19 protein-coding genes and 1 pseudogene are annotated in these 21547 nt (G+C 50.2%); 12 read left to right on the top strand and 8 right to left on the bottom strand.

What is annotated here, in order from left to right; genetic code table 11:
- The first annotated feature begins 1 nt into the window (after position 1).
- Genes E0D98_RS00370 through ompG form a run of 5 tightly spaced genes read left to right on the top strand, consistent with a single transcriptional unit; the run spans position 2 to position 6023 of the window.
- Positions 2-1057: a Gfo/Idh/MocA family oxidoreductase gene (locus E0D98_RS00370; RefSeq protein ID WP_000833563.1), complete on the top strand. Its 1056-nt coding sequence runs from the start codon at positions 2-4 to the stop codon at positions 1055-1057.
- Positions 1054-3321 carry a kojibiose phosphorylase gene (gene ycjT, locus E0D98_RS00365; protein WP_000198014.1) on the top strand — a complete coding sequence of 756 codons (2268 nt, stop codon included), beginning with the start codon at positions 1054-1056 and terminating at the stop codon, positions 3319-3321. Before E0D98_RS00370 ends, ycjT begins: the two co-directional genes overlap by 4 nt.
- Positions 3318-3977 (top strand): beta-phosphoglucomutase, encoded by a 660-nt coding sequence (gene pgmB / locus E0D98_RS00360; RefSeq protein ID WP_000775787.1) that lies wholly within the window; start codon positions 3318-3320, stop codon positions 3975-3977. Before ycjT ends, pgmB begins: the two co-directional genes overlap by 4 nt.
- Before the next feature lie 13 nt (positions 3978-3990).
- A complete protein-coding gene (locus E0D98_RS00355; protein WP_047086934.1) occupies positions 3991-5073 on the top strand; it encodes an ABC transporter ATP-binding protein in 1083 nt (360 codons plus the stop codon).
- Positions 5074-5117: 44 nt separating this feature from the next.
- Positions 5118-6023, top strand: coding sequence for a monomeric porin OmpG (gene ompG / locus E0D98_RS00350; RefSeq protein WP_000735236.1), 906 nt, complete (start codon positions 5118-5120; stop codon positions 6021-6023).
- Positions 6024-6133: 110 nt separating this feature from the next.
- Here the strand turns inward: ompG and E0D98_RS00345 are convergent, their stop codons facing one another.
- Positions 6134-7132 carry a LacI family DNA-binding transcriptional regulator gene (locus E0D98_RS00345; protein ID WP_000075377.1) on the bottom strand — a complete coding sequence of 333 codons (999 nt, stop codon included), beginning with the start codon at positions 7130-7132 and terminating at the stop codon, positions 6134-6136.
- Between the two features lie 154 nt (positions 7133-7286).
- Between E0D98_RS00345 and E0D98_RS00340 the strand changes: the two genes are divergently transcribed.
- The 3 genes from E0D98_RS00340 (at position 7287) to tyrR (ending at position 11431) form a co-directional block, all read left to right on the top strand.
- Positions 7287-8684 carry a YcjX family protein gene (locus E0D98_RS00340; protein WP_000825784.1) on the top strand — a complete coding sequence of 466 codons (1398 nt, stop codon included), beginning with the start codon at positions 7287-7289 and terminating at the stop codon, positions 8682-8684.
- The gene (locus E0D98_RS00335) at positions 8681-9742 is read left to right on the top strand and encodes a YcjF family protein (RefSeq protein WP_000138717.1); all 1062 of its coding nucleotides are present in this window, start codon (positions 8681-8683) and stop codon (positions 9740-9742) included. The genes E0D98_RS00340 and E0D98_RS00335 overlap by 4 nt, the downstream gene beginning before the upstream one ends.
- 147 nt (positions 9743-9889) lie before the next feature.
- Positions 9890-11431 (top strand): transcriptional regulator TyrR, encoded by a 1542-nt coding sequence (gene tyrR / locus E0D98_RS00330; protein WP_001296763.1) that lies wholly within the window; start codon positions 9890-9892, stop codon positions 11429-11431.
- A 43-nt stretch (positions 11432-11474) separates the two neighbouring features.
- Here tyrR and tpx read toward each other — a convergent pair whose 3' ends face one another.
- The gene (tpx, locus tag E0D98_RS00325; protein ID WP_000084387.1) at positions 11475-11981 is read right to left on the bottom strand and encodes a thiol peroxidase; all 507 of its coding nucleotides are present in this window, start codon (positions 11979-11981) and stop codon (positions 11475-11477) included.
- A gap of 118 nt (positions 11982-12099) precedes the next feature.
- Between tpx and ycjG the strand changes: the two genes are divergently transcribed.
- Positions 12100-13065 (top strand): L-Ala-D/L-Glu epimerase, encoded by a 966-nt coding sequence (gene ycjG, locus E0D98_RS00320; protein WP_001296738.1) that lies wholly within the window; start codon positions 12100-12102, stop codon positions 13063-13065.
- On the opposite strand, the gene mpaA is transcribed toward ycjG, so the two are convergent.
- From mpaA to E0D98_RS00300, 3 genes and pseudogenes are all read right to left on the bottom strand, one after another.
- Positions 13040-13768 carry a murein tripeptide amidase MpaA gene (gene mpaA, locus E0D98_RS00315; RefSeq protein ID WP_000217817.1) on the bottom strand — a complete coding sequence of 243 codons (729 nt, stop codon included), beginning with the start codon at positions 13766-13768 and terminating at the stop codon, positions 13040-13042. The two genes, ycjG and mpaA, sit on opposite strands and share 26 nt — an antisense overlap.
- Positions 13769-13894: 126 nt before the next feature.
- Positions 13895-14032 (bottom strand): annotated as a pseudogene (locus E0D98_RS00310) (NAD-dependent dehydratase); the annotation flags it as partial.
- Positions 14033-14102: 70 nt separating this feature from the next.
- On the bottom strand, positions 14103-15023 hold the full coding sequence (locus E0D98_RS00300) for an alpha/beta hydrolase (protein ID WP_001296755.1): 921 nt from the start codon (positions 15021-15023) through the stop codon (positions 14103-14105).
- A gap of 137 nt (positions 15024-15160) precedes the next feature.
- Here E0D98_RS00300 and pgrR point away from each other — a divergent pair, with 137 nt between their 5' ends.
- Together pgrR and mppA are read left to right on the top strand one after the other, a co-directional pair.
- On the top strand, positions 15161-16060 hold the full coding sequence (gene pgrR, locus E0D98_RS00295) for a DNA-binding transcriptional regulator PgrR (protein WP_000817693.1): 900 nt from the start codon (positions 15161-15163) through the stop codon (positions 16058-16060).
- Between the two features lie 335 nt (positions 16061-16395).
- The gene (mppA, locus tag E0D98_RS00290) at positions 16396-18009 is read left to right on the top strand and encodes a murein tripeptide ABC transporter substrate-binding protein MppA (RefSeq protein WP_000683008.1); all 1614 of its coding nucleotides are present in this window, start codon (positions 16396-16398) and stop codon (positions 18007-18009) included.
- 50 nt (positions 18010-18059) lie between these two features.
- Here mppA and ynaI read toward each other — a convergent pair whose 3' ends face one another.
- Positions 18060-19091: a low conductance mechanosensitive channel YnaI gene (gene ynaI / locus E0D98_RS00285; RefSeq protein WP_000559894.1), complete on the bottom strand. Its 1032-nt coding sequence runs from the start codon at positions 19089-19091 to the stop codon at positions 18060-18062.
- A 243-nt stretch (positions 19092-19334) separates the two neighbouring features.
- On the opposite strand from ynaI, the gene E0D98_RS00280 reads away from it, so the two are divergent.
- Positions 19335-19592: a DUF2534 family protein gene (locus E0D98_RS00280; RefSeq protein WP_000605090.1), complete on the top strand. Its 258-nt coding sequence runs from the start codon at positions 19335-19337 to the stop codon at positions 19590-19592.
- Between the two features lie 49 nt (positions 19593-19641).
- Here the strand turns inward: E0D98_RS00280 and uspE are convergent, their stop codons facing one another.
- Entirely contained in the window at positions 19642-20592 is a 951-nt protein-coding gene (gene uspE, locus E0D98_RS00275; RefSeq protein ID WP_001262123.1) for a universal stress protein UspE, read from the bottom strand.
- Positions 20593-20743: 151 nt separating this feature from the next.
- Entirely contained in the window at positions 20744-21496 is a 753-nt protein-coding gene (fnr, locus tag E0D98_RS00270; RefSeq protein ID WP_000611911.1) for a fumarate/nitrate reduction transcriptional regulator Fnr, read from the bottom strand.
- Positions 21497-21547 lie beyond the last annotated feature (51 nt).

Genomic DNA, 21547 nt, shown 5'->3' with positions numbered 1-21547 from the left:
TGTGAAAAGTGCAATGACAAGCTCTCCGCTGCGGGTCGCGATAATAGGCGCAGGCCAGGTGGCGGATAAGGTTCATGCTTCGTACTACTGCACCCGCAACGATCTGGAACTGGTGGCTGTCTGTGATAGCCGCCTTTCCCAGGCGCAGGCGCTGGCAGATAAATACGGTAATGCATCCGTGTGGGACGATCCGCAGGCCATGCTGCTGGCGGTGAAACCTGATGTGGTTAGCGTCTGCTCACCTAACCGTTTTCATTACGAACATACCCTGATGGCACTGGAAGCGGGCTGCCATGTGATGTGCGAAAAACCGCCCGCCATGACGCCAGAACAGGCGCGGGAAATGTGCGATACCGCGCGCAAACAGGGCAAGGTGCTGGCCTACGACTTTCACCATCGTTTTGCGCTCGATACGCAACAGCTGCGTGAACAGGTGACCAACGGCGTTTTGGGAGAGATTTACGTTACCACCGCCCGCGCCCTGCGTCGCTGCGGCGTTCCCGGCTGGGGTGTCTTTACCAATAAAGAACTGCAGGGTGGTGGCCCGCTGATCGACATCGGCATTCATATGCTGGATGCTGCGATGTATGTGCTGGGCTTTCCGGCGGTGAAAAGCGTGAATGCGCATAGCTTTCAAAAGATCGGCACGCAAAAGAGCTGTGGTCAATTTGGCGAGTGGGATCCGGCAACTTATAGCGTCGAAGATTCGCTGTTTGGCACCATTGAATTTCATAACGGCGGCATTCTGTGGCTGGAAACGTCATTTGCACTCAACATCCGCGAACAGTCGATTATGAACGTCAGCTTTTGTGGTGATAAAGCCGGTGCGACGCTGTTTCCAGCACATATCTACACCGATAACAACGGTGAATTAATGACGCTGATGCAACGGGAACTGGCAGACGACAACCGCCATTTGCGCAGCATGGAAGCCTTTATCAATCACGTACAGGGCAAGCCCGTGATGATAGCCGACGCCGAGCAGGGGTACATCATCCAGCAACTGGTGGCGGCGTTGTATCAATCCGCAGAAACAGGGACGCGTGTGGAATTATGACCAGGCCAGTAACGTTATCAGAACCCCATTTCAGCCAGCATACCCTGAACAAGTATGCATCGCTGATGGCGCAGGGGAACGGCTATCTTGGGCTTCGCGCCAGCCATGAAGAAGATTACACGCGCCAGACGCGAGGGATGTATCTGGCGGGGCTGTATCATCGGGCGGGAAAAGGTGAAATCAACGAACTGGTGAACCTGCCTGATATCTTGGGGATGGAGATTGCCATAAATGGTGAGGTTTTCTCGTTATCCCGCGAAGCCTGGCAGCGTGAACTTGACTTTGCCAGTGGAGAATTACGCCGTAGCGTTGTCTGGCGTACCAGCAACGGCACAGGTTACACCATCGCCAGCCGTCGCTTTGTTTCGGCAGACCAACTGCCGCTCATTGTGCTGGAAATCACTATTACGCCACTGGACGCCGACGCGTCAGTGCTGATTTCAACAGGTATCGACGCCACGCAAACCAACCACGGTCGCCAACATCTCGACGAAACCCAGGTGCGGGTGTTTGGTCAGCATCTGATGCAGGGGATCTACACCACCCAGGATGGACGCAGTGATGTGGCCATCAGCTGTTGCTGTATGGTGAGCGGTGATGTGCAGCAATGCTATACCGCCAAAGAGCGCCGTTTGCAGCAACATACCAGTGCGCAGCTTCATGCAGGTGAGACAGTGACGTTGCAAAAACTGGTGTGGATCGACTGGCGGGATGACAGGCAAGCCGTTTTAGACGAGTGGGGCAGCGCGTCGCTTCGCCAGCTTGAAATGTGCGCGCAGCAGAGTTACGACCAACTTCTTGCAGTATCAACAGAAAACTGGCGTCAATGGTGGCAGAAACGTCGTATCACGGTAAATGGCGGCGAAGCGCACGATCAGCAAGCGTTAGATTATGCGCTTTATCATCTGCGCATCATGACGCCTGCCCACGACGAGCGCAGCAGCATTGCGGCAAAAGGCTTAACCGGCGAAGGCTACAAAGGCCACGTTTTCTGGGATACAGAAGTATTTTTGTTACCGTTTCATCTGTTTAGCGATCCGACGGTTGCCCGAAGTTTACTGCGTTATCGCTGGCACAACTTGCCAGGCGCGCAGGAGAAAGCGCGACGCAACGGCTGGCAGGGCGCGCTATTTCCGTGGGAAAGCGCGCGCAGCGGCGAAGAAGAGACGCCGGAATTTGCCGCCATTAACATTCGCACCGGGCTGCGGCAAAAAGTGGCCTCGGCGCAGGCGGAACATCATCTGGTGGCCGATATCGCCTGGGCGGTTATTCAATACTGGCAGACCACGGGGGATGAAAGTTTCATTGCGCATGAAGGCATGGCGCTACTTCTGGAAACTGCAAAGTTCTGGATTAGCCGCGCGGTGAGGGTTAACGACCGTCTGGAAATTCATGATGTTATTGGGCCTGACGAATATACCGAACATGTCAATAATAACGCCTTCACCAGCTATATGGCGTATTACAACGTCCAGCAGGCGCTGAGTATTGCCCGCCAGTTTGGCTGTAGCGACGACGCGTTTATTCATCGCGCCGAAATGTTCCTCAAAGAACTGTGGCTACCAGAAACTCAGCCCGACGGCGTTTTGCCGCAGGATGATTCGTTTATGGCGAAACCAGCGATTAATCTGGCGAAATACAAAGCGGCGGCGGGGAAGCAAACCATTTTGCTGGATTATTCACGCGCAGAAGTGAACGAAATGCAGATCCTCAAGCAGGCAGATGTGGTGATGCTCAATTACATGCTGCCGGAGCAGTTCTCAGCGGCATCGTGTCTCGCCAATCTGCAATTTTATGAACCGCGTACCATTCACGACTCGTCATTAAGTAAAGCAATCCACGGCATTGTTGCCGCACGTTGTGGCCTGTTGGCGCAGGGATATCACTTCTGGCGGGAGGGGACTGAAATCGATCTTGGTGCTGATCCGCATAGTTGTGATGATGGTATCCATGCTGCCGCAACTGGCGCTATCTGGCTGGGGGCGATTCAGGGTTTTGCCGGGGTGAGCGTGCGTGACGGTGAATTGCATCTCAATCCGGCGTTACCTGAGCAGTGGCAACAGTTGTCTTTCCCTCTGTTCTGGCAGGGCTGCGAATTACAGGTCACGCTCGACGCGCAGCGTATTGCGATTCGAACTTCTGCGCCCGTTTCACTGCGTTTGAACGGTCAGCTTATATCCGTGGCTGAAGAATCTGTTTTCTGTTTGGGTGATTTTATTTTGCCCTTCAATGGGACCGCTACCACACATCAGGAGGATGAATGAAACTGCAAGGGGTAATTTTCGATCTGGATGGTGTAATCACCGATACCGCGCATCTGCATTTCCAGGCGTGGCAGCAGATTGCCGCTGAAATTGGCATCAGCATTGATGCGCAGTTTAACGAATCCCTAAAAGGGATCAGCCGCGATGAGTCTCTGCGGCGCATTCTGCAACACGGGGGCAAAGAGGGCGACTTTAACTCGCAGGAGAGGGCGCAACTGGCGTATCGCAAAAATCTGCTCTATGTCCACTCACTGCGCGAGTTGACGGTCAACGCTGTTCTACCCGGCATTCGCTCTTTGCTGGCAGCTCTCCGTGCACAGCAGATCCCGGTTGGGCTGGCTTCTGTCTCCCTGAATGCGCCGACGATTTTAGCGGCGCTGGAGCTGCGCGAGTTTTTCACCTTCTACGCGGATGCTTCCCAACTTAAAAACTCGAAACCGGACCCGGAAATCTTTCTCGCCGCCTGTGCAGGGCTGGGCGTGCCGCCGCAGGCATGTATCGGCATTGAAGATGCGCAGGCGGGCATTGACGCCATTAACGCCAGCGGTATGCGCTCGGTGGGGATCGGCGCGGGCTTAACCGGGGCGCAATTACTGTTGCCTTCAACGGAATCACTCACCTGGCCGCGGTTATCGGCCTTCTGGCAAAACGTATAGCAAAGGAATCAACATGGCTCAGCTTTCGTTACAACATATTCAAAAAATCTACGATAACCAGGTGCATGTGGTGAAGGACTTCAACCTGGAAATTGCCGATAAAGAGTTCATCGTGTTTGTCGGCCCGTCGGGCTGCGGTAAGTCGACCACCCTGCGCATGATTGCCGGGCTTGAGGAGATCAGCGGCGGCGATCTGTTGATCGACGGCAAACGAATGAATGACGTTCCAGCCAAAGCACGCAATATAGCGATGGTGTTCCAGAACTACGCGTTGTATCCGCATATGACGGTTTACGACAACATGGCGTTTGGCCTGAAGATGCAAAAAATCGCCAAAGAGGTGATTGATGAGCGGGTGAACTGGGCGGCGCAAATTCTCGGCCTGCGTGAGTACCTGAAACGCAAGCCGGGCGCGCTTTCCGGCGGGCAACGCCAGCGTGTGGCGCTCGGGCGGGCGATTGTGCGCGAAGCGGGCGTGTTTTTAATGGATGAACCGCTCTCTAACCTTGATGCCAAGCTGCGCGTGCAAATGCGCGCAGAGATCAGCAAGCTGCACCAGAAGCTGAATACCACCATGATCTACGTGACCCACGATCAGACCGAAGCGATGACCATGGCGACGCGGATTGTGATTATGAAGGATGGGATTGTTCAGCAAGTTGGTGCGCCGAAAACGGTTTATAACCAACCAGCGAATATGTTTGTTGCCGGATTTATTGGATCACCGGCGATGAATTTTATTCGTGGCACGATCGATGGCGATAAATTCGTTACGGAAACGCTTAAATTAACCATTCCCGAAGAGAAATTAGCGGTTCTGAAAACACAGGGAAGTTTGCATAAGCCCATCGTGATGGGAATACGTCCGGAAGATATTCATCCGGACGCGCAAGAGGAAAATAACATTTCCGCCAAAATTAGCGTGGCAGAATTAACCGGTGCGGAATTTATGCTCTACACCACGGTTGGGGGGCACGAGTTAGTGGTCCGTGCTGGTGCGTTAAATGATTATCATGCAGGAGAAAATATCACTATTCATTTTGATATGACGAAATGTCATTTCTTTGATGCAGAAACGGAAATAGCATTTCGCTAAATACAGGGGGAAGGCATTCCCCCAGGATAATACAAGGAACAATAATGAAAAAGTTATTACCCTGTACCGCACTGGTGATGTGTGCGGGAATGGCCTGCGCACAGGCCGAGGAAAAGAACGACTGGCACTTTAATATCGGCGCGATGTACGAAATAGAAAACGTCGAGGGTTATGGCGAAGATATGGATGGGCTGGCGGAGCCTTCAGTCTATTTTAATGCCGCCAACGGGCCGTGGAGAATTGCTCTGGCCTATTATCAGGAAGGGCCGGTAGATTATAGCGCGGGTAAACGTGGAACGTGGTTTGATCGCCCGGAGCTGGAGGTGCATTATCAGTTCCTCGAAAACGATGATTTCAGTTTCGGCCTGACCGGTGGTTTCCGTAATTATGGTTATCACTACGTTGATGAACCGGGTAAAGACACGGCGAATATGCAGCGCTGGAAAATCGCGCCAGACTGGGATGTGAAACTGACGGACGATTTACGTTTCAACGGTTGGTTATCGATGTATAAATTTGCCAACGATCTGAACACGACCGGTTACGCTGATACCCGAGTCGAAACGGAAACAGGCCTGCAATATACCTTCAACGAAACGGTTGCCTTGCGAGTGAACTATTATCTCGAGCGCGGCTTTAATATGGACGACAGCCGCAATAACGGTGAGTTTTCTACGCAAGAAATTCGCGCCTATTTGCCGCTGACGCTCGGCAACCACTCGGTGACGCCGTATACGCGCATTGGGCTGGATCGCTGGAGTAACTGGGACTGGCAGGATGATATTGAACGTGAAGGCCATGATTTTAACCGTGTAGGTTTATTTTACGGTTATGATTTCCAGAACGGGCTTTCCGTTTCGCTGGAATACGCGTTTGAGTGGCAGGATCACGACGAAGGCGACAGCGATAAATTCCATTATGCAGGTGTCGGCGTAAATTACTCGTTCTGATAATGGGCTAAATTGCCGGATGCGGCACGAGTACTTTATCCGAACTATAAATGTAGGCCGGATAAGATGCGCTAGCATCGCATCCGGCATTCAGGCAAGGTAGCTGGTATTTATTTCAGCGTCATATGCGTGGCAACGGTAATATTCTGTGGTGACGGTTTTCCAGAAATTAAGCGGAATAATAACTCACAGCTTTGTTGACCTAACTCCTGTGTTGGGATATCAATACCGCCTGGCGCAGGCGTTAAAATAAACGACAGCGTTTCATTACTATAACCCACCACCGCTAACTGCTGCGGAATAGCAATATTTTTCTCTGCCGCCGCACGATAAATGCTCATTAATTTCAGGCTGTCAGTGGCAAACACTGCCTCAGGCAACGGTGACTGGCTTAATAATTCCCGCGCGGCTTGCAGTGCTGTTTCATGGGTATAACCGCCGTCAACAATCCATTCATCACGCACTGCAATATTATGCGCAGCCAGGCTCTGCTTATAACCATTTACCCGATCCACTGAAACATGGACATCAAGCGGAGCATGCAGGCAGGCAATATTTTGATGCCCACTTTCAATTAATGCATCGGTCAACGCAATGCTGTCGCCAAAATTATCGGTATCGACAGAATAAACATGGGCATATTGACCTTCAACTTTGCCAATCACCACGACAGGAATATCGTATTTATCAAGTTGGGCAAAAAATGACTCATCCGCTGGCGAACTTAGCATAATAATGCCTTTAATCATTTTCTGCTTAATTTTGCTTTCACATTTTTGTAAGTCTTCTGCCGGATTGTGCGACGTCTGCAAGATCACGTCGAAACCTTCCTCTTCAGCTTTGGCGGTGATGGCATGCAAAACTTCAGAGAAAAACGGATTACCCGCCGTAGTTTTGGTCGAACGGGTAGAAATCACCATAATGGCATCAAAACCCGAAGAGGTCAGCGCGCGGGCCAGCTTGTTTGGCTGATACTGTAATTCTTCAATGGCCCGTAACACTTTTTCGCGCGCTTCCGGGGAGATATTAGTTTGCTTATTCAGCACGCGTGATACGGTGGATTTTGATACGCCTGCAACCCTGGCAATATCATAAATAGTAGGGGACATAGGTCAGGAACTCCGTCCGAACGTGAATGCTGCACATCTTATGGAGTTCGCCCGTCGATGACAACACGGGCAGTTGATAATCAATGGCCTGGCCCCCACATTCATATCCTTACGAATGATTTTTTTCTGGTCTTCAGAGCAGCACAGGACAGCAATGAAGCGACTTAAAAATGAACTTAATGCGCTGGTGAATCGGGGTGTCGACAGACATCTGCGCCTCGCCGTAACCGGACTAAGCCGCAGCGGCAAAACAGCGTTTATCACTGCGATGGTCAATCAGTTGCTCAATATTCACGCCGGAGCACGCTTGCCGCTGTTAAGCGCGGTGCGTGAAGAGCGCCTGCTGGGCGTAAAACGCATTCCTCAGCGTGACTTTGGCATTCCGCGCTTCACATATGATGAAGGACTGGCGCAGTTATATGGCGATCCTCCCGCCTGGCCGACGCCAACGCGCGGCGTCAGTGAAATCCGCCTGGCGCTACGTTTTAAATCGAACGATTCGCTGCTACGCCACTTCAAGGACACCTCCACGCTGTATCTGGAGATTGTGGATTATCCCGGCGAATGGTTGCTCGACCTGCCGATGCTGGCGCAGGACTATTTAAGCTGGTCACGCCAGATGACGGGCTTACTCAATGGTCAGCGCGGCGAATGGTCGGTCAAATGGCGAATGATGTGCGAAGGGCTGGACCCGCTAGCGCCTGCCGACGAAAACCGGCTGGCAGACATTGCCGCCGCGTGGACCGATTATCTCCACCACTGTAAACAGCAGGGGCTGCACTTTATTCAGCCTGGGCGCTTTGTCTTGCCGGGAGATATGGCAGGTGCGCCCGCGCTGCAATTCTTCCCGTGGCCGGATGTCGATGCCTGGGGCGAGTCCAAACTGGCGCAGGCCGATAAGCACACCAATGCCGGAATGCTGCGCGAGCGGTTTAATTATTACTGCGAGAAGGTGGTGAAGGGGTTCTATAAGAATCATTTTCTGCGCTTTGACCGCCAGATTGTGCTGGTTGATTGCCTGCAACCTCTCAACAGTGGGCCACAGGCATTTAATGATATGCGTCTGGCACTGACGCAGCTGATGCAAAGTTTCCACTACGGGCAGCGTACCTTGTTCCGGCGTTTGTTTTCGCCGGTTATCGATAAGCTATTGTTTGCTGCCACTAAAGCGGACCATGTGACCATCGATCAGCACGCCAATATGGTTTCATTACTGCAACAACTGATTCAGGATGCCTGGCAAAATGCGGCGTTTGAAGGGATTAGTATGGATTGCCTGGGGCTGGCCTCGGTGCAGGCGACCACCAGCGGCATTATTGACGTCAACGGCGAGAAAATTCCGGCATTGCGCGGTAACCGGCTCAGCGATGGTGCGCCACTCACCGTTTATCCCGGTGAAGTTCCTGCGCGTTTGCCCGGTCAGGCGTTCTGGGACAAGCAAGGGTTCCAGTTTGAAGCGTTTCGCCCGCAGGTGATGGATGTCGACAAACCGCTGCCGCATATTCGTCTTGATGCCGCGCTTGAATTTTTAATAGGAGATAAATTGCGATGACCGAACCGTTAAAACCACGTATTGATTTCGACGGTCCGCTGGAGGTCGATCAGAATCCAAAATTCAGGGCGCAGCAGACCTTTGACGAAAATCAGGCGCAAAATTTTGCCCCGGCCACGCTCGATGAAGCGCCTGAAGAAGAGGGGCAAGTTGAAGCGGTAATGGATGCAGCGTTACGTCCGAAACGCAGCCTGTGGCGCAAAATGGTGATGGGCGGGCTGGCTCTGTTTGGCGCAAGCGTTGTCGGGCAGGGTGTACAGTGGACAATGAATGCCTGGCAAACTCAGGACTGGGTGGCGCTGGGTGGATGTGCCGCTGGGGCATTGATTATCGGCGCTGGCGTAGGTTCTGTGGTAACAGAGTGGCGGCGCTTATGGCGCTTGCGACAGCGCGCCCATGAACGCGACGAAGCGCGCGATTTGTTGCACAGCCACGGCACGGGCAAAGGCCGCGCATTTTGCGAAAAACTGGCGCAGCAGGCGGGTATTGATCAGTCTCATCCAGCGCTGCAACGCTGGTATGCCTCAATCCATGAAACGCAAAACGACCGTGAAGTGGTCAGTTTGTATGCGCATTTGGTCCAGCCAGTTTTAGATGCCCAGGCGCGGCGCGAAATCAGCCGTTCGGCGGCGGAATCAACGTTGATGATTGCGGTCAGCCCGCTGGCGTTGGTCGATATGGCGTTTATCGCCTGGCGCAATCTGCGTTTAATTAATCGCATCGCCACGCTGTATGGCATTGAACTAGGGTATTACAGCCGTTTGCGTCTGTTTAAGCTGGTATTGCTGAATATCGCTTTTGCCGGAGCCAGCGAACTGGTGCGCGAAGTGGGGATGGACTGGATGTCGCAAGATCTCGCTGCTCGTTTGTCTACCCGCGCAGCTCAGGGAATTGGTGCTGGACTTCTGACGGCACGACTCGGGATTAAAGCTATGGAGCTTTGCCGCCCGCTGCCGTGGATTGACGATGACAAACCTCGCCTCGGGGATTTCCGTCGTCAGCTTATCGGTCAGGTGAAAGAAACGCTGCAAAAAGGCAAAACGCCCAGCGAAAAATAATGCAATATCGGGTGCTGACCGGATATCTTTACGCCGAAGTGCCCGTTTTTCCGTCTTTGTGTCAATGATTGTTGACAGAAACCTTCCTGCTATCCAAATAGTGTCATATCATCATATTAATTGTTCTTTTTTCAGGTGAAGGTTCCCATGCGTCTGGAAGTCTTTTGTGAAGACCGACTCGGTCTGACCCGCGAATTACTCGATCTACTCGTGCTAAGAGGCATTGATTTACGCGGTATTGAGATTGATCCCATTGGGCGAATCTACCTCAATTTTGCTGAACTGGAGTTTGAGAGTTTCAGCAGTCTGATGGCCGAAATACGCCGTATTGCAGGTGTTACCGATGTGCGTACTGTCCCGTGGATGCCTTCCGAACGTGAGCATCTGGCGTTGAGCGCGTTACTGGAGGCGTTGCCCGAACCTGTGCTCTCTGTCGATATGAAAAGCAAAGTGGATATGGCGAACCCGGCGAGCTGTCAGCTTTTTGCGCAAAAATTGGATCGCCTGCGCAACCATACCGCCGCACAATTGATTAACGGCTTTAATTTTTTACGTTGGCTGGAAAGCGAACCGCAAGATTCCCATAACGAGCATGTCGTTATTAATGGGCAGAATTTCCTGATGGAGATTACGCCTGTTTATCTTCAGGATGAAAATGATCAACACGTCCTGACCGGTGCGGTGGTGATGTTGCGATCAACGATTCGTATGGGCCGCCAGTTGCAAAATGTCGCCGCCCAGGACGTCAGCGCCTTCAGTCAAATTGTCGCCGTCAGCCCGAAAATGAAGCATGTTGTCGAACAGGCGCAGAAACTGGCGATGCTAAGCGCGCCGCTGCTGATTACGGGTGACACAGGTACAGGTAAAGATCTCTTTGCCTACGCCTGCCATCAGGCAAGCCCCAGAGCGGGCAAACCTTACCTGGCGCTGAACTGTGCGTCTATACCGGAAGATGCGGTCGAGAGTGAACTGTTTGGTCATGCTCCGGAAGGGAAGAAAGGATTCTTTGAGCAGGCGAACGGTGGTTCGGTGCTGTTGGATGAAATAGGGGAAATGTCACCACGGATGCAGGCGAAATTACTGCGTTTCCTTAATGATGGCACTTTCCGTCGGGTTGGCGAAGACCATGAGGTGCATGTCGATGTGCGGGTGATTTGCGCTACGCAGAAGAATCTGGTCGAACTGGTGCAAAAAGGCATGTTCCGTGAAGATCTCTATTATCGTCTGAACGTGTTGACGCTCAATCTGCCGCCGCTACGTGACTGTCCGCAGGACATCATGCCGTTAACTGAGCTGTTCGTCGCCCGCTTTGCCGACGAGCAGGGCGTGCCGCGTCCGAAACTGGCCGCTGACCTGAATACTGTACTTACGCGTTATGCGTGGCCGGGAAATGTGCGGCAGTTAAAGAACGCTATCTATCGCGCACTGACACAACTGGACGGTTATGAGCTGCGTCCACAGGATATTTTGTTGCCAGATTATGACGCCGCAACGGTAGCCGTGGGCGAAGATGCGATGGAAGGTTCGCTGGACGAAATCACCAGCCGTTTTGAACGCTCGGTATTAACCCAGCTTTATCGCAATTATCCCAGCACGCGCAAACTGGCAAAACGTCTCGGCGTTTCACATACCGCGATTGCCAATAAGTTGCGGGAATATGGTCTGAGTCAGAAGAAGAACGAAGAGTAAGCGCGAATATGCCTGATGGTGCAACACCATCAGGCATATTAAATTATGCTTTCAGTACAGCCAGAGCTGCTTCGTAATCCGGCTCGGTGGTGATTTCATCCACCAGCTGGCTGAAAATCACATTGTCATTTTCGTCAATAACCACAACGGCACGTGCTGCCAGACCTTTCAGTGGGCCATCAGCAATTGCCACACCGTAGGCTTGCAGGAATTCAGCGTTACGGAAAGTGGAGAGGGTGATAACGTTGTTCAGACCTTCTGCGCCGCAGAAACGAGACTGGGCGAACGGCAGATCGGCAGAAATACACAGCACAACGGTGTTGTCGATCTCGGTTGCCAGTTGGTTAAACTTACGTACTGATGCGGCGCAAACTCCGGTATCAATACTCGGGAAAATGTTCAGCACTTTGCGTTTACCCGCAAACTGACCGAGGGTGACGTCAGACAGATCTTTTGCCACGAGAGTAAAAGTCTGCGCTTTGCTACCCGCCTGCGGGATGGAATTGGCGACTGTAACCGGGTTGCCCTGGAAATGAACGGTTTGTGACATGATTATCTTTCCTGTTTACATATAGTTAACGTCACACCTAGTTTATGCTAACTGTCAATAACACAGCAAACGCTATTTGCGCTTAATCCGCAGACCACCGCGACAACAAGGAGTAAAGATGAGAACCGTTAAGGTATTTGAGGAAGCCTGGCCCTTACATACCCCGTTTGTGATTGCCCGGGGAAGTCGCAGTGAAGCGCGCGTGGTGGTGGTTGAACTGGAAGAAGAGGGTATTAAAGGCACCGGCGAATGCACGCCGTATCCGCGTTATGGGGAAAGTGATGCCTCGGTAATGGCGCAAATTATGAGCGTCGTACCGCAATTAGAGAAAGGGCTGACACGGGAGGAGTTGCAAAAAATTCTCCCTGCCGGCGCAGCACGTAATGCGCTGGATTGTGCATTGTGGGATCTGGCGGCGCGAAAACAGCAGCAATCGCTGGCTGATTTGATCGGCATAACGCTTCCTGGGACAGTTATCACTGCACAGACGGTTGTCATCGGTACGCCTGATCAGATGGCCAATAGTGCATCAACACTCTGGCAGGCAGGCGCGAAATTACTGAAAGTGAAGCTGGATAACCATCTTATCAGTGAGCGGATGGTGGCAATTCGCACAGCTGTGCCCGATGCGACGCTGATCGTTGACGCAAATGAATCCTGGCGTGCAGAAGGGTTGGCGGCGCGTTGCCAGCTATTGGCGGATTTAGGCGTTGCGATGCTTGAACAACCGCTTCCTGCGCAGGACGATGCGGCGCTGGAGAATTTTATTCATCCGTTACCGATTTGTGCAGATGAAAGTTGTCATACACGTAGCAATCTGAAGGCGCTGAAAGGGCGCTATGAGATGGTTAACATTAAGCTTGATAAAACCGGTGGTCTGACGGAAGCGCTGGCGCTGGCGACTGAAGCGCGTGCACAAGGTTTCAGTCTGATGCTGGGCTGCATGTTGTGTACCTCTCGTGCCATTAGCGCCGCTTTACCGCTGGTGCCGCAGGTCAGTTTCGCCGATCTTGACGGACCGACCTGGCTGGCGGTAGATGTGGAACCGGCGCTTCAGTTCACGACGGGCGAATTGCATCTTTAGGATGCCAGCGCAGCAAGTTTGCCATCGCAAAGAGATATTTTTCGCTGGCTTCGTCGGAGGAGATGGGCGGAAACTCTGCGGTGATGCAATGCAAGTTGAGATCTGCACACCAACTGCCGAAAGAGCCAGGCGTTTCATAACCGACGCTGGTTACCAGAGGCAATTCAAACGCCTGGGCCAGCCATTCGCCTAATTCGCTGTGTCTGGGATCTTCAATACAGGCCAGTGGATCGTGGAATGAGACCACCCAGGCAGGTTGAATGCGGTGTATAAGCTGGCACAGCGCCTGGGTTTCAGGTTCTGAGCCAGGTTTGTCACCTGTCAGTAATACGACATCACGTTCTTCAGCGGCGCTGTTCCAGCGATAAACCGTTTCACCTTCCTTCCAGTTCGCCGCCGGAAAGTTTCTGTTTAAATCCACACCATTAGCATTGGCCCGTAACCCCAGCTGGCAGCCGTCAGGATTCACACACAGCACCACATGATGGCGGCGCAAAGAAGGTGTCAAAGTCCGCAGAGCACAGGAGAGCGTGACGACCGAAGAGTTTTCATCACCGTGAGTGCCAGCCAGAATCAAACCACTTTCGCGACTGGCTGCAGTGGCCGGAAACCAGATTAACGGCGCGCCCAATAATGAACGTCCGTAATGTTCTGTTCCGGGCGGAAATGCGCCGCGTTCGGCGCGTGGGCGGTTTACGGTCATGATCGTCTCTGGTTCAGGAAGTATTACAGGCAGTGTTGTGCAAATTTTGCGGATTATCAAATCCTTTTCTTCAACGCTATGTCATCGATCTTGTATCACTTTTTTGCCGGAAGTTGTTTGCATTTTATTAGTTGGATAGGGTTTGTGGATTTTTGCTGGCTGACGGGCAAATAAAGTTTGTTTAATGGTTTGCTTATCTGCCAGTTGATTAATCACATGGCGGGCTATCTGACCGCCAGCACCAAGAATCAGTACATTTTTCATGAAAATTATCCCAGATTATTGGCAGCAATATGCCAGGCCATATCACTATTGCGGATTTGAATATGTTTCATTACAGAGTTTCCTCAAAGAACGGAGCTAATACTGAAATTGCTTCAGCCACATAGGCTTTGCCGTCATAAAGATCCATATGGTTTGCGCCTTCAACAATGTGATAGCGTTTATCCTGGCTTGATGCCCGATCGTACAGGTCGTCACTCATCCATTTGCTCCCTGCCTGGCTGCCCGCCACAATCTGCATCGGCTGAGTCAGGTACACTTCCGCCATATGGTAAGCATCATAGGTAATAATCTGGTTAAGGCTGCGCAAAGTAGCGTAACCCGGTGCTGTTGGATACTGCGCGCGAGGGGTGTGGTAATACTCCCAGGCCTGACGCAGTTCTTCGTTCGGCGCATCGGACTCCTTCATTGGTGCCAGTGGCATAATGGCGTATTCTCCGCTGCTAATATCGCTGGTTCTGGCGTTTGAACCCGCTTCAACGTATGGCAGGGCATCAATAGATTTCACATTGTTTTCCCAACCATTACGGAACATCGAACCAATATTGACCGCACTAACGGTACCGATGGCCTTGATGCGGCGATCCTGAATTGCAGCATTGGCTGTATATCCTGCACCGGCACAAATTCCCATCGCACCAATTCGGGTATTGTCGACATAAGAAAGCGTTGTCAGGTAATCAATCACGGCACTGATGTCTTCAGTACGAATGTATGGGTTTTCTAACTGACGCGGCTCGCCGCCACTTTCACCTTGATAAGATGCGTCATAAGCAATAGTGACAAATCCCTTTTCCGCCAGTTTTTTGGCATAGGTTCCGGCCGTTTGTTCTTTAACGCCCCCACCTGGGTGAGATACCACAATTGCCTGATACTGACGGGTTTCATCAAATTTTGGAGGGAAATAGATCACTGCAGACAAAGAGATGGTTGGATTATTGCTGTTAGTGAAGCTGACTTTATTATTCATCATTCCGTTCCTCATGGAGTTGTCGGTTCGTTTTAACGGTTGGTGATATCACTATAGATATTGATCATTAAGTTGATTAGACCCAAAATCATGATTAGACCTATCATTTAAATGATTAATAGATTGCATGGAGATACTGAATGAAGCGTGAAGAAATCGCTGATCTGATGGCGTTTGTCGTCGTTGCAGAGGAGCGTAGCTTCACTCGTGCAGCAGCCCGCCTGAGCATGGCGCAGTCAGCTTTAAGCCAGATAGTGCGTCGTATAGAAGAACGATTGGGATTGCGGCTTCTGACGCGAACCACGCGCAGCGTTGTTCCAACTGAAGCGGGCGAGCATCTTTTGTCTGTTCTTGGCCCTATGTTGCATGACATAGATTCAGCCCTGGCATCCCTGAGCGAGCTGCAGAACCGCCCATCCGGGACAATACGTATTACTACTGTAGAACATGCAGCAAAAACGATATTGTTACCAGCAATGCGCACATTCCTGAAATCGCATCCTGAAATTGATATTCAGCTCACCATTGATTATGGTTTGACCGATGTCGTTTCTGAACGTTTTGATGCAGGCGTCCGTCTGGGTGGGGAGATGGATAAAGATATGATCGCCATTCGAATCGGGCCAGATATACCAATGGCTATTGTTGGCTCACCGGATTATTTTTCTCGCCGAAGTGTTCCAACGTCAGTGTCACAATTAATAGATCATCAGGCAATTAATTTGTATCTTCCCACATCGGGTACAGCAAATCGCTGGAGATTAATACGCGGTGGACGTGAAGTTCGTGTTCGCATGGAAGGTCAGCTTTTACTGAATACGATAGACCTGATCATTGATGCTGCAATTGATGGGCATGGATTGGCGTATCTACCTTATGATCAGGTTGAGCGGGCTATTAAAGAAAAAAAACTGATACGTGTTTTGGATAAATTCACACCAGATTTACCCGGTTATCACCTGTACTATCCACACCGTCGACATGCTGGCTCGGCATTCTCATTATTTATAGATAGGCTGAAGTATAAAGGTGCTGTTTAGCACTACTTGCTGATACATTAATTTAATTTCTCTCTTAACGTATTCTCAGTTCCTTTCAACGTTTTGGTTATTTTTTATTCTTCGTACAATGGCGACAGATGCTGATTATGATACCGAAAACTGGTTTGAACGTGCGAAGCCTGAACGTAGTGTTCGGTGTTCTATGTGCTTTACCGCATTTTGGCGTCGATTATTTACACTAAATCTGATTTAATATATTGATACATAAACATTTTATGCTTCCTGTGTCACTTTTTTGATGGAAGTTGTTTGCATTTCTTTAAGGCGAAACAAATAATTACGCATCAATTTTAATGTCGGTTAGAGGGAAACTTATGAAGCACTCTGTTTCAGTCACGTGTTGTGCGCTGTTGGTCAGCAGCATTTCTCTTTCGTATGCTGCAGAAGTTCCGAGCGGCACAGTACTGGCAGAGAAGCAGGAGCTGGTGCGCCACATTAAAGATGAGCCTGCGTCGCTGGATCCCGCTAAAGCCGTGGGCCTGCCAGAGATTCAGGTCATTCGCGATCTGTTTGAAGGACTGGTGAATCAGAACGAGAAAGGGGAGATTGTCCCCGGCGTTGCGACTCAGTGGAAAAGTAATGACAACCGTATCTGGACTTTTACCCTGCGCGATAACGCAAAATGGGCGGATGGCACACCGGTAACGGCGCAAGATTTTGTCTACAGCTGGCAGCGTCTGGTGGACCCGAAAACGCTATCGCCATTTGCATGGTTTGCCGCGCTGGCGGGAATCAACAACGCACAGGCGATTATTGATGGTAAAGCTACGCCTGACCAGCTTGGCGTCACCGCAGTTGATGCCCATACCTTGAAAATTCAGCTTGATAAACCGTTGCCGTGGTTTGTGAATTTAACCGCTAACTTTGCCTTCTTCCCGGTGCAAAAAGCCAACGTAGAAAGCGGTAAAGAGTGGACGAAACCCGGAAATCTGATCGGCAATGGCGCTTATGTTCTTAAAGATCGCGTAGTCAATGAAAAACTGGTCGTGGTACCGAATACCCATTATTGGGATAACGCCAAAACGGTACTGCAAAAAGTGACCTTCCTGCCAATTAATCAGGAATCCGCAGCCACTAAGCGTTACCTCGCGGGGGATATTGATATCACCGAATCCTTCCCGAAAAATATGTATCAGAAGCTGTTGAAGGATATTCCGGGGCAGGTTTATACGCCGCCGCAGCTCGGGACCTATTATTATGCGTTTAACACGCAAAAAGGGCCGACGGCAGATCAGCGCGTTCGTCTGGCATTAAGTATGACGATAGATCGCCGCCTGATGACCGAAAAAGTATTAGGGACGGGCGAAAAGCCAGCGTGGCATTTTACACCAGATGTTACCGCCGGATTTACGCCGGAACCTTCGCCGTTTGAACAAATGAGTCAGGAAGAACTGAATGCGCAGGCAAAAACTTTGTTGAGCGCAGCTGGTTATGGTCCGCAAAAACCGCTGAAGCTGACGCTTTTGTATAACACTTCAGAAAACCATCAAAAAATTGCGATTGCTGTAGCATCGATGTGGAAAAAGAACCTTGGCGTAGATGTTAAATTGCAAAATCAGGAATGGAAAACCTATATCGATAGCCGTAACACCGGCAATTTTGATGTTATCCGCGCCTCATGGGTGGGGGATTATAATGAACCCTCCACTTTCCTGACATTATTAACGTCAACGCATTCAGGAAATATTTCACGCTTTAACAATCCGGCATATGACAAAGTTCTGGCCCAGGCATCGACGGAAAATACCGTTAAAGCGCGTAATGCCGATTACAACGCGGCAGAAAAAATCCTCATGGAGCAAGCACCGATTGCACCAATTTATCAATATACCAATGGACGATTAATCAAACCGTGGCTGAAAGGTTATCCCATTAATAACCCTGAAGATGTGGCGTACAGTCGGACTATGTATATTGTGAAGCATTGATGTGATGGGAACTGGCGTTACCCTTGTGGATAACGCCAGTGATGTCTGATTTAGCGACCCTGTTCCGGCGGTGTAATGTTATCCATATACAGCGTCTGGCTGGGGAAGGCAAAGTCCGCGCCGTGTGACTGTACAATATCGATAATCTTCAAATAAACGTCTTGCTGTGCAGCAAGCCACTCAGCCCATACCGTGGTTTTGGTAAAGCAATAAACCATAATATTCAATGACGAGTCAGCAAACTGGTTGAAATAAACCAGTAAGGTTTGTCGCTGGTCGATGGCCGGGTGATTTTTCAGCATCTCACGTACGGCTTCGACAATAGCGCCCACTTTTGCCGCATCCTCATAACGTAAACCAATGGTCGTGGTAATGCGCCGGTTGGTCATTCGTCCAGGGTTTTCTACGCTGATTGACGAAAACAGCGAGTTCGGTACGTACAATGGACGATTATCAAAGGTCGTAATTTTGGTAATTCGCCAGCCAATTTCCGCTACTGTACCTTCGATATTTCTGTCCGGTGAACGGATCCAGTCGCCAATACTGAAAGGACGGTCGAAATAGAGCATGATCCCGGAAAAGAAATTACTCAGAATATCTTTACCGGCCATACCGACAGCCAGACCACCAATACCACCAAAGGTCAACAAGCCAGAAAGGCTCATGCCGAAATGTTCGCCATAAAGCAGAACAAGCACTACAATAATGGTGATTTTGATAATTCGCGACATAATCCGCGCACTGGTGATATCGCGACCTTTTTTAATCTGCTGTTTTTCAAACTGATTAATCAGCAAAAATAGCTTAATCGTCAGAATAACCGCAATCAGGGACGTACAGATAAAATCGATAACGCCTGGGGTGATAAATTTGAGTTTATAGTTTTCTATAACATAATTAATGATGCTACCAACAGCACTGATAATTATGGTGTAGATTAAAAATTGCACCGCATGGAATAAAAAACCTTTTCTTTTACGATTTCCGCGGCGAAACCAAAAGCTCATCAGAATCAATGCTGCGCAGCTACCGAAAATAATGACCAGATTAAGCGCATTATTTGTAAACAGTTCAGCGATCATTGTTTTATCAGGCTCCTCCAGATAATTGTCGTCATGCCGGAAACCCCTGGCGGGGCTATTTTACCGCGACAATTCATTCAGATCATCAATAGTCAGGGAAGGAAGTAGCAACATTAGCTAACTAATCAATGCGTTGATTGTAAATCCAGCTAAGAGGTGAGGTTTTCAGAGCAGACAACGGTGAAATGTCATGGTATTGTTACGTTTAGGTAACAAGAAATTTGTCTGCACAAGGATTACATCATGATTATGGCGAAACTGAAGTCAGCGAAAGGGAAGAAATTTCTCTTTGGTTTGTTGGCGGTTTTCATTATTGCGGCGTCGGTTGTGACTCGCGCGACTATCGGCGGCGTTATAGAACAGTACAATATTCCGCTGTCTGAGTGGACGACATCAATGTATGTGATTCAGTCATCGATGATTTTTGTTTATAGCCTGGTCTTTACTGTGTTGCTGGCAATCCCGTTGGGAATTTATTTCCTTGGCGGCGAAGAGCAGTAAGTAAAAAATAGGCCCGATAACTCGGGCCTTGTCAGTTATTGAAGAGTCGTTAATCGTCTTCTTCGTCATCCAGTTCAACGGGTGTCTGATACTGGTCAGGTTTAATGACCAGCAGGTCGCAGCGAAGATGATCAATCACCTGTTCCGCCGTGTTGCCGAGGAATGCTGCTGAAATACCGGTGCGTCCGACCGTGCCCAGAACCACAATTCCCGCCTGTAAATGCTCCGCCAAATCAGGAATCACCTCTTCTGGCAGACCTTTTTCTACGTGCGTCATGTTTTCATTAATGCCGAATTTCTGCCGCAGGGCTTTCATTGCCAGCAAATGTTGCCCACGAATGGCATCGTTATAAACGCTCGGGTCAAATTCCGGCAGTTCAATCGCGATATTAATTGGCGTTACCGGATAAGCGCCAACCAGATGAACTTCGGTATGGTTGACTTGTTCTGCCAGTTCGATCGTCTCTTTGACCAGTTTTTCATTGAGCGCATTATGATACGGCTCTTCACTGGCGAGATTCACCGCCACCAGCGCCTTGCCTCCTTCCGGCCACGGCTGGTCTTTCACCATCCACACCGGGCTTGGGCATTTGCGTAACAGATGCCAGTCCGTTGGCGTAAAAATCACCGCTTCCAGACGGTCATGTTGGTGTGCCATTTTTAGCACCAAATCGTGCCCGCCGCTGATCACTTCCTGAATGATGGCTTCGAAAGGACGGTTATGCCAGACCACTTTAATTTCAATGGGAACGCCAGCATTGAGATAATATTTTGCCTGCTCGTGGATCCAGGCTGTACGCTGGCTGATGACGCCCTGACGCATAGCGGTACGTTCGTCCGGGGAGAGCAGGGTGGTCATTTCGTATGAGAAGTCATAGATCGGCAAAAAGGCTTTAATTTTGCCACCAATCCGTTGATGTAAATAAACAGCTCGCCGCAATGCTGGTTGGTCGTCCTGGTTAGGATCGATAACAACGAGCATGTTCTGATACATAGCCATACAGGGTCTCCTTACAACAACTGTCAACGCAGTTTGTAATTAAAAGATTAACCCATATCTGGTGAATGAAACAGTGATGAACCTTCTGCCAGATCAATAAATCAGAAAAATTTAATGATATGACAGAAGGATAGTGAGTTATGCGGAAAAATCAGGCAACGTTACGCGTATGACCAGCAAGCTGGGCCAGCGCATCGTTATTTTCGATGGTGATGTATTTACCTTTGACTGCCAGCATACCGCTTTTCTGGAAGCGACCCAGCAGACGGCTGATGGTTTCTACCGTCAGGCCCAGATAGTTACCGATATCGCCACGAGTCATCGTCAGGCGGAATTCACGAGGGGAGAAGCCGCGTTGGGCAAAACGACGGGACAGGTTGTAGATGAATGCAGCCAGACGTTCCTCGGCATTTTTCTTCGACAACAGCAAGATCATGTCCTGATCGCCTTTGATTTCACCGCTCATCAGACGCATCATCTGCTGACGCAGATTCGGCATTTTACCGGACAAATCGTCCAGCGTTTCGAACGGGATTTCACATACCATCGAGGTTTCCAGCGCCTGCGCGAAGCTCGGGTGATGGCCGCTGCCGATGGCGTCAAATCCCACCAGGTCGCCTGCTAAATGGAAACCAGTGATTTGCTCGTCGCCTTGCTCAGTGATGGTATAACTTTTAATCGTACCGGAGCGGATGGCATAAAGCGATTTAAGTTCATCACCAGCCTTAAACAGCGTCTGGCCTTTCTGAATAGGCTTCTTCCGCTCAATGATATTATCAAGCTGATCAAGCTCATGTTCGTTGAGTGTGAACGGGATGCAAAGCTGGCTGATGCTGCAATCCTGGCAATGGATAGCACAACCGCCAGACTGAATGCGCCGTATAATTCGCTTTTCCGGGATCATAGGTCTGCTCAAGCCGTAATTGATATTTGTCAATTTTAACATCTTTTTAGG

It is taken from the genome of Escherichia sp. KCJ4928 (assembly GCF_004352695.1).
Taxonomy (GTDB): domain Bacteria; phylum Pseudomonadota; class Gammaproteobacteria; order Enterobacterales; family Enterobacteriaceae; genus ECMA0423.
The sequence above is the reverse complement of the archived record's forward strand: the minus strand, read 5'-3'. Positions and strand labels throughout refer to the sequence as shown.

Bases quoted from the DNA above. Each gene is read 5' to 3' on its own strand.
- E0D98_RS00335 (WP_000138717.1), top strand. From the start codon at position 8,681: ATGACCGAACCGTTAAAACCACGTATTGATTTCGACGGTCCGCTGGAG.
- mpaA (WP_000217817.1), bottom strand. From the start codon at position 13,768: ATGACCGTAAACCGCCCACGCGCCGAACGCGGCGCATTTCCGCCCGGA.
- fnr (WP_000611911.1), bottom strand. From the start codon at position 21,496: ATGATCCCGGAAAAGCGAATTATACGGCGCATTCAGTCTGGCGGTTGT.
- E0D98_RS00280 (WP_000605090.1), top strand. From the start codon at position 19,335: ATGATTATGGCGAAACTGAAGTCAGCGAAAGGGAAGAAATTTCTCTTT.
- pgrR (WP_000817693.1), top strand. From the start codon at position 15,161: ATGAAGCGTGAAGAAATCGCTGATCTGATGGCGTTTGTCGTCGTTGCA.
- E0D98_RS00355 (WP_047086934.1), top strand. From the start codon at position 3,991: ATGGCTCAGCTTTCGTTACAACATATTCAAAAAATCTACGATAACCAG.
- E0D98_RS00340 (WP_000825784.1), top strand. From the start codon at position 7,287: ATGAAGCGACTTAAAAATGAACTTAATGCGCTGGTGAATCGGGGTGTC.
- mppA (WP_000683008.1), top strand. From the start codon at position 16,396: ATGAAGCACTCTGTTTCAGTCACGTGTTGTGCGCTGTTGGTCAGCAGC.
- ompG (WP_000735236.1), top strand. From the start codon at position 5,118: ATGAAAAAGTTATTACCCTGTACCGCACTGGTGATGTGTGCGGGAATG.
- E0D98_RS00345 (WP_000075377.1), bottom strand. From the start codon at position 7,132: ATGTCCCCTACTATTTATGATATTGCCAGGGTTGCAGGCGTATCAAAA.
- ynaI (WP_000559894.1), bottom strand. From the start codon at position 19,091: ATGATCGCTGAACTGTTTACAAATAATGCGCTTAATCTGGTCATTATT.
- uspE (WP_001262123.1), bottom strand. From the start codon at position 20,592: ATGGCTATGTATCAGAACATGCTCGTTGTTATCGATCCTAACCAGGAC.
- pgmB (WP_000775787.1), top strand. From the start codon at position 3,318: ATGAAACTGCAAGGGGTAATTTTCGATCTGGATGGTGTAATCACCGAT.
- tyrR (WP_001296763.1), top strand. From the start codon at position 9,890: ATGCGTCTGGAAGTCTTTTGTGAAGACCGACTCGGTCTGACCCGCGAA.
- ycjG (WP_001296738.1), top strand. From the start codon at position 12,100: ATGAGAACCGTTAAGGTATTTGAGGAAGCCTGGCCCTTACATACCCCG.
- ycjT (WP_000198014.1), top strand. From the start codon at position 1,054: ATGACCAGGCCAGTAACGTTATCAGAACCCCATTTCAGCCAGCATACC.
- E0D98_RS00300 (WP_001296755.1), bottom strand. From the start codon at position 15,023: ATGATGAATAATAAAGTCAGCTTCACTAACAGCAATAATCCAACCATC.
- tpx (WP_000084387.1), bottom strand. From the start codon at position 11,981: ATGTCACAAACCGTTCATTTCCAGGGCAACCCGGTTACAGTCGCCAAT.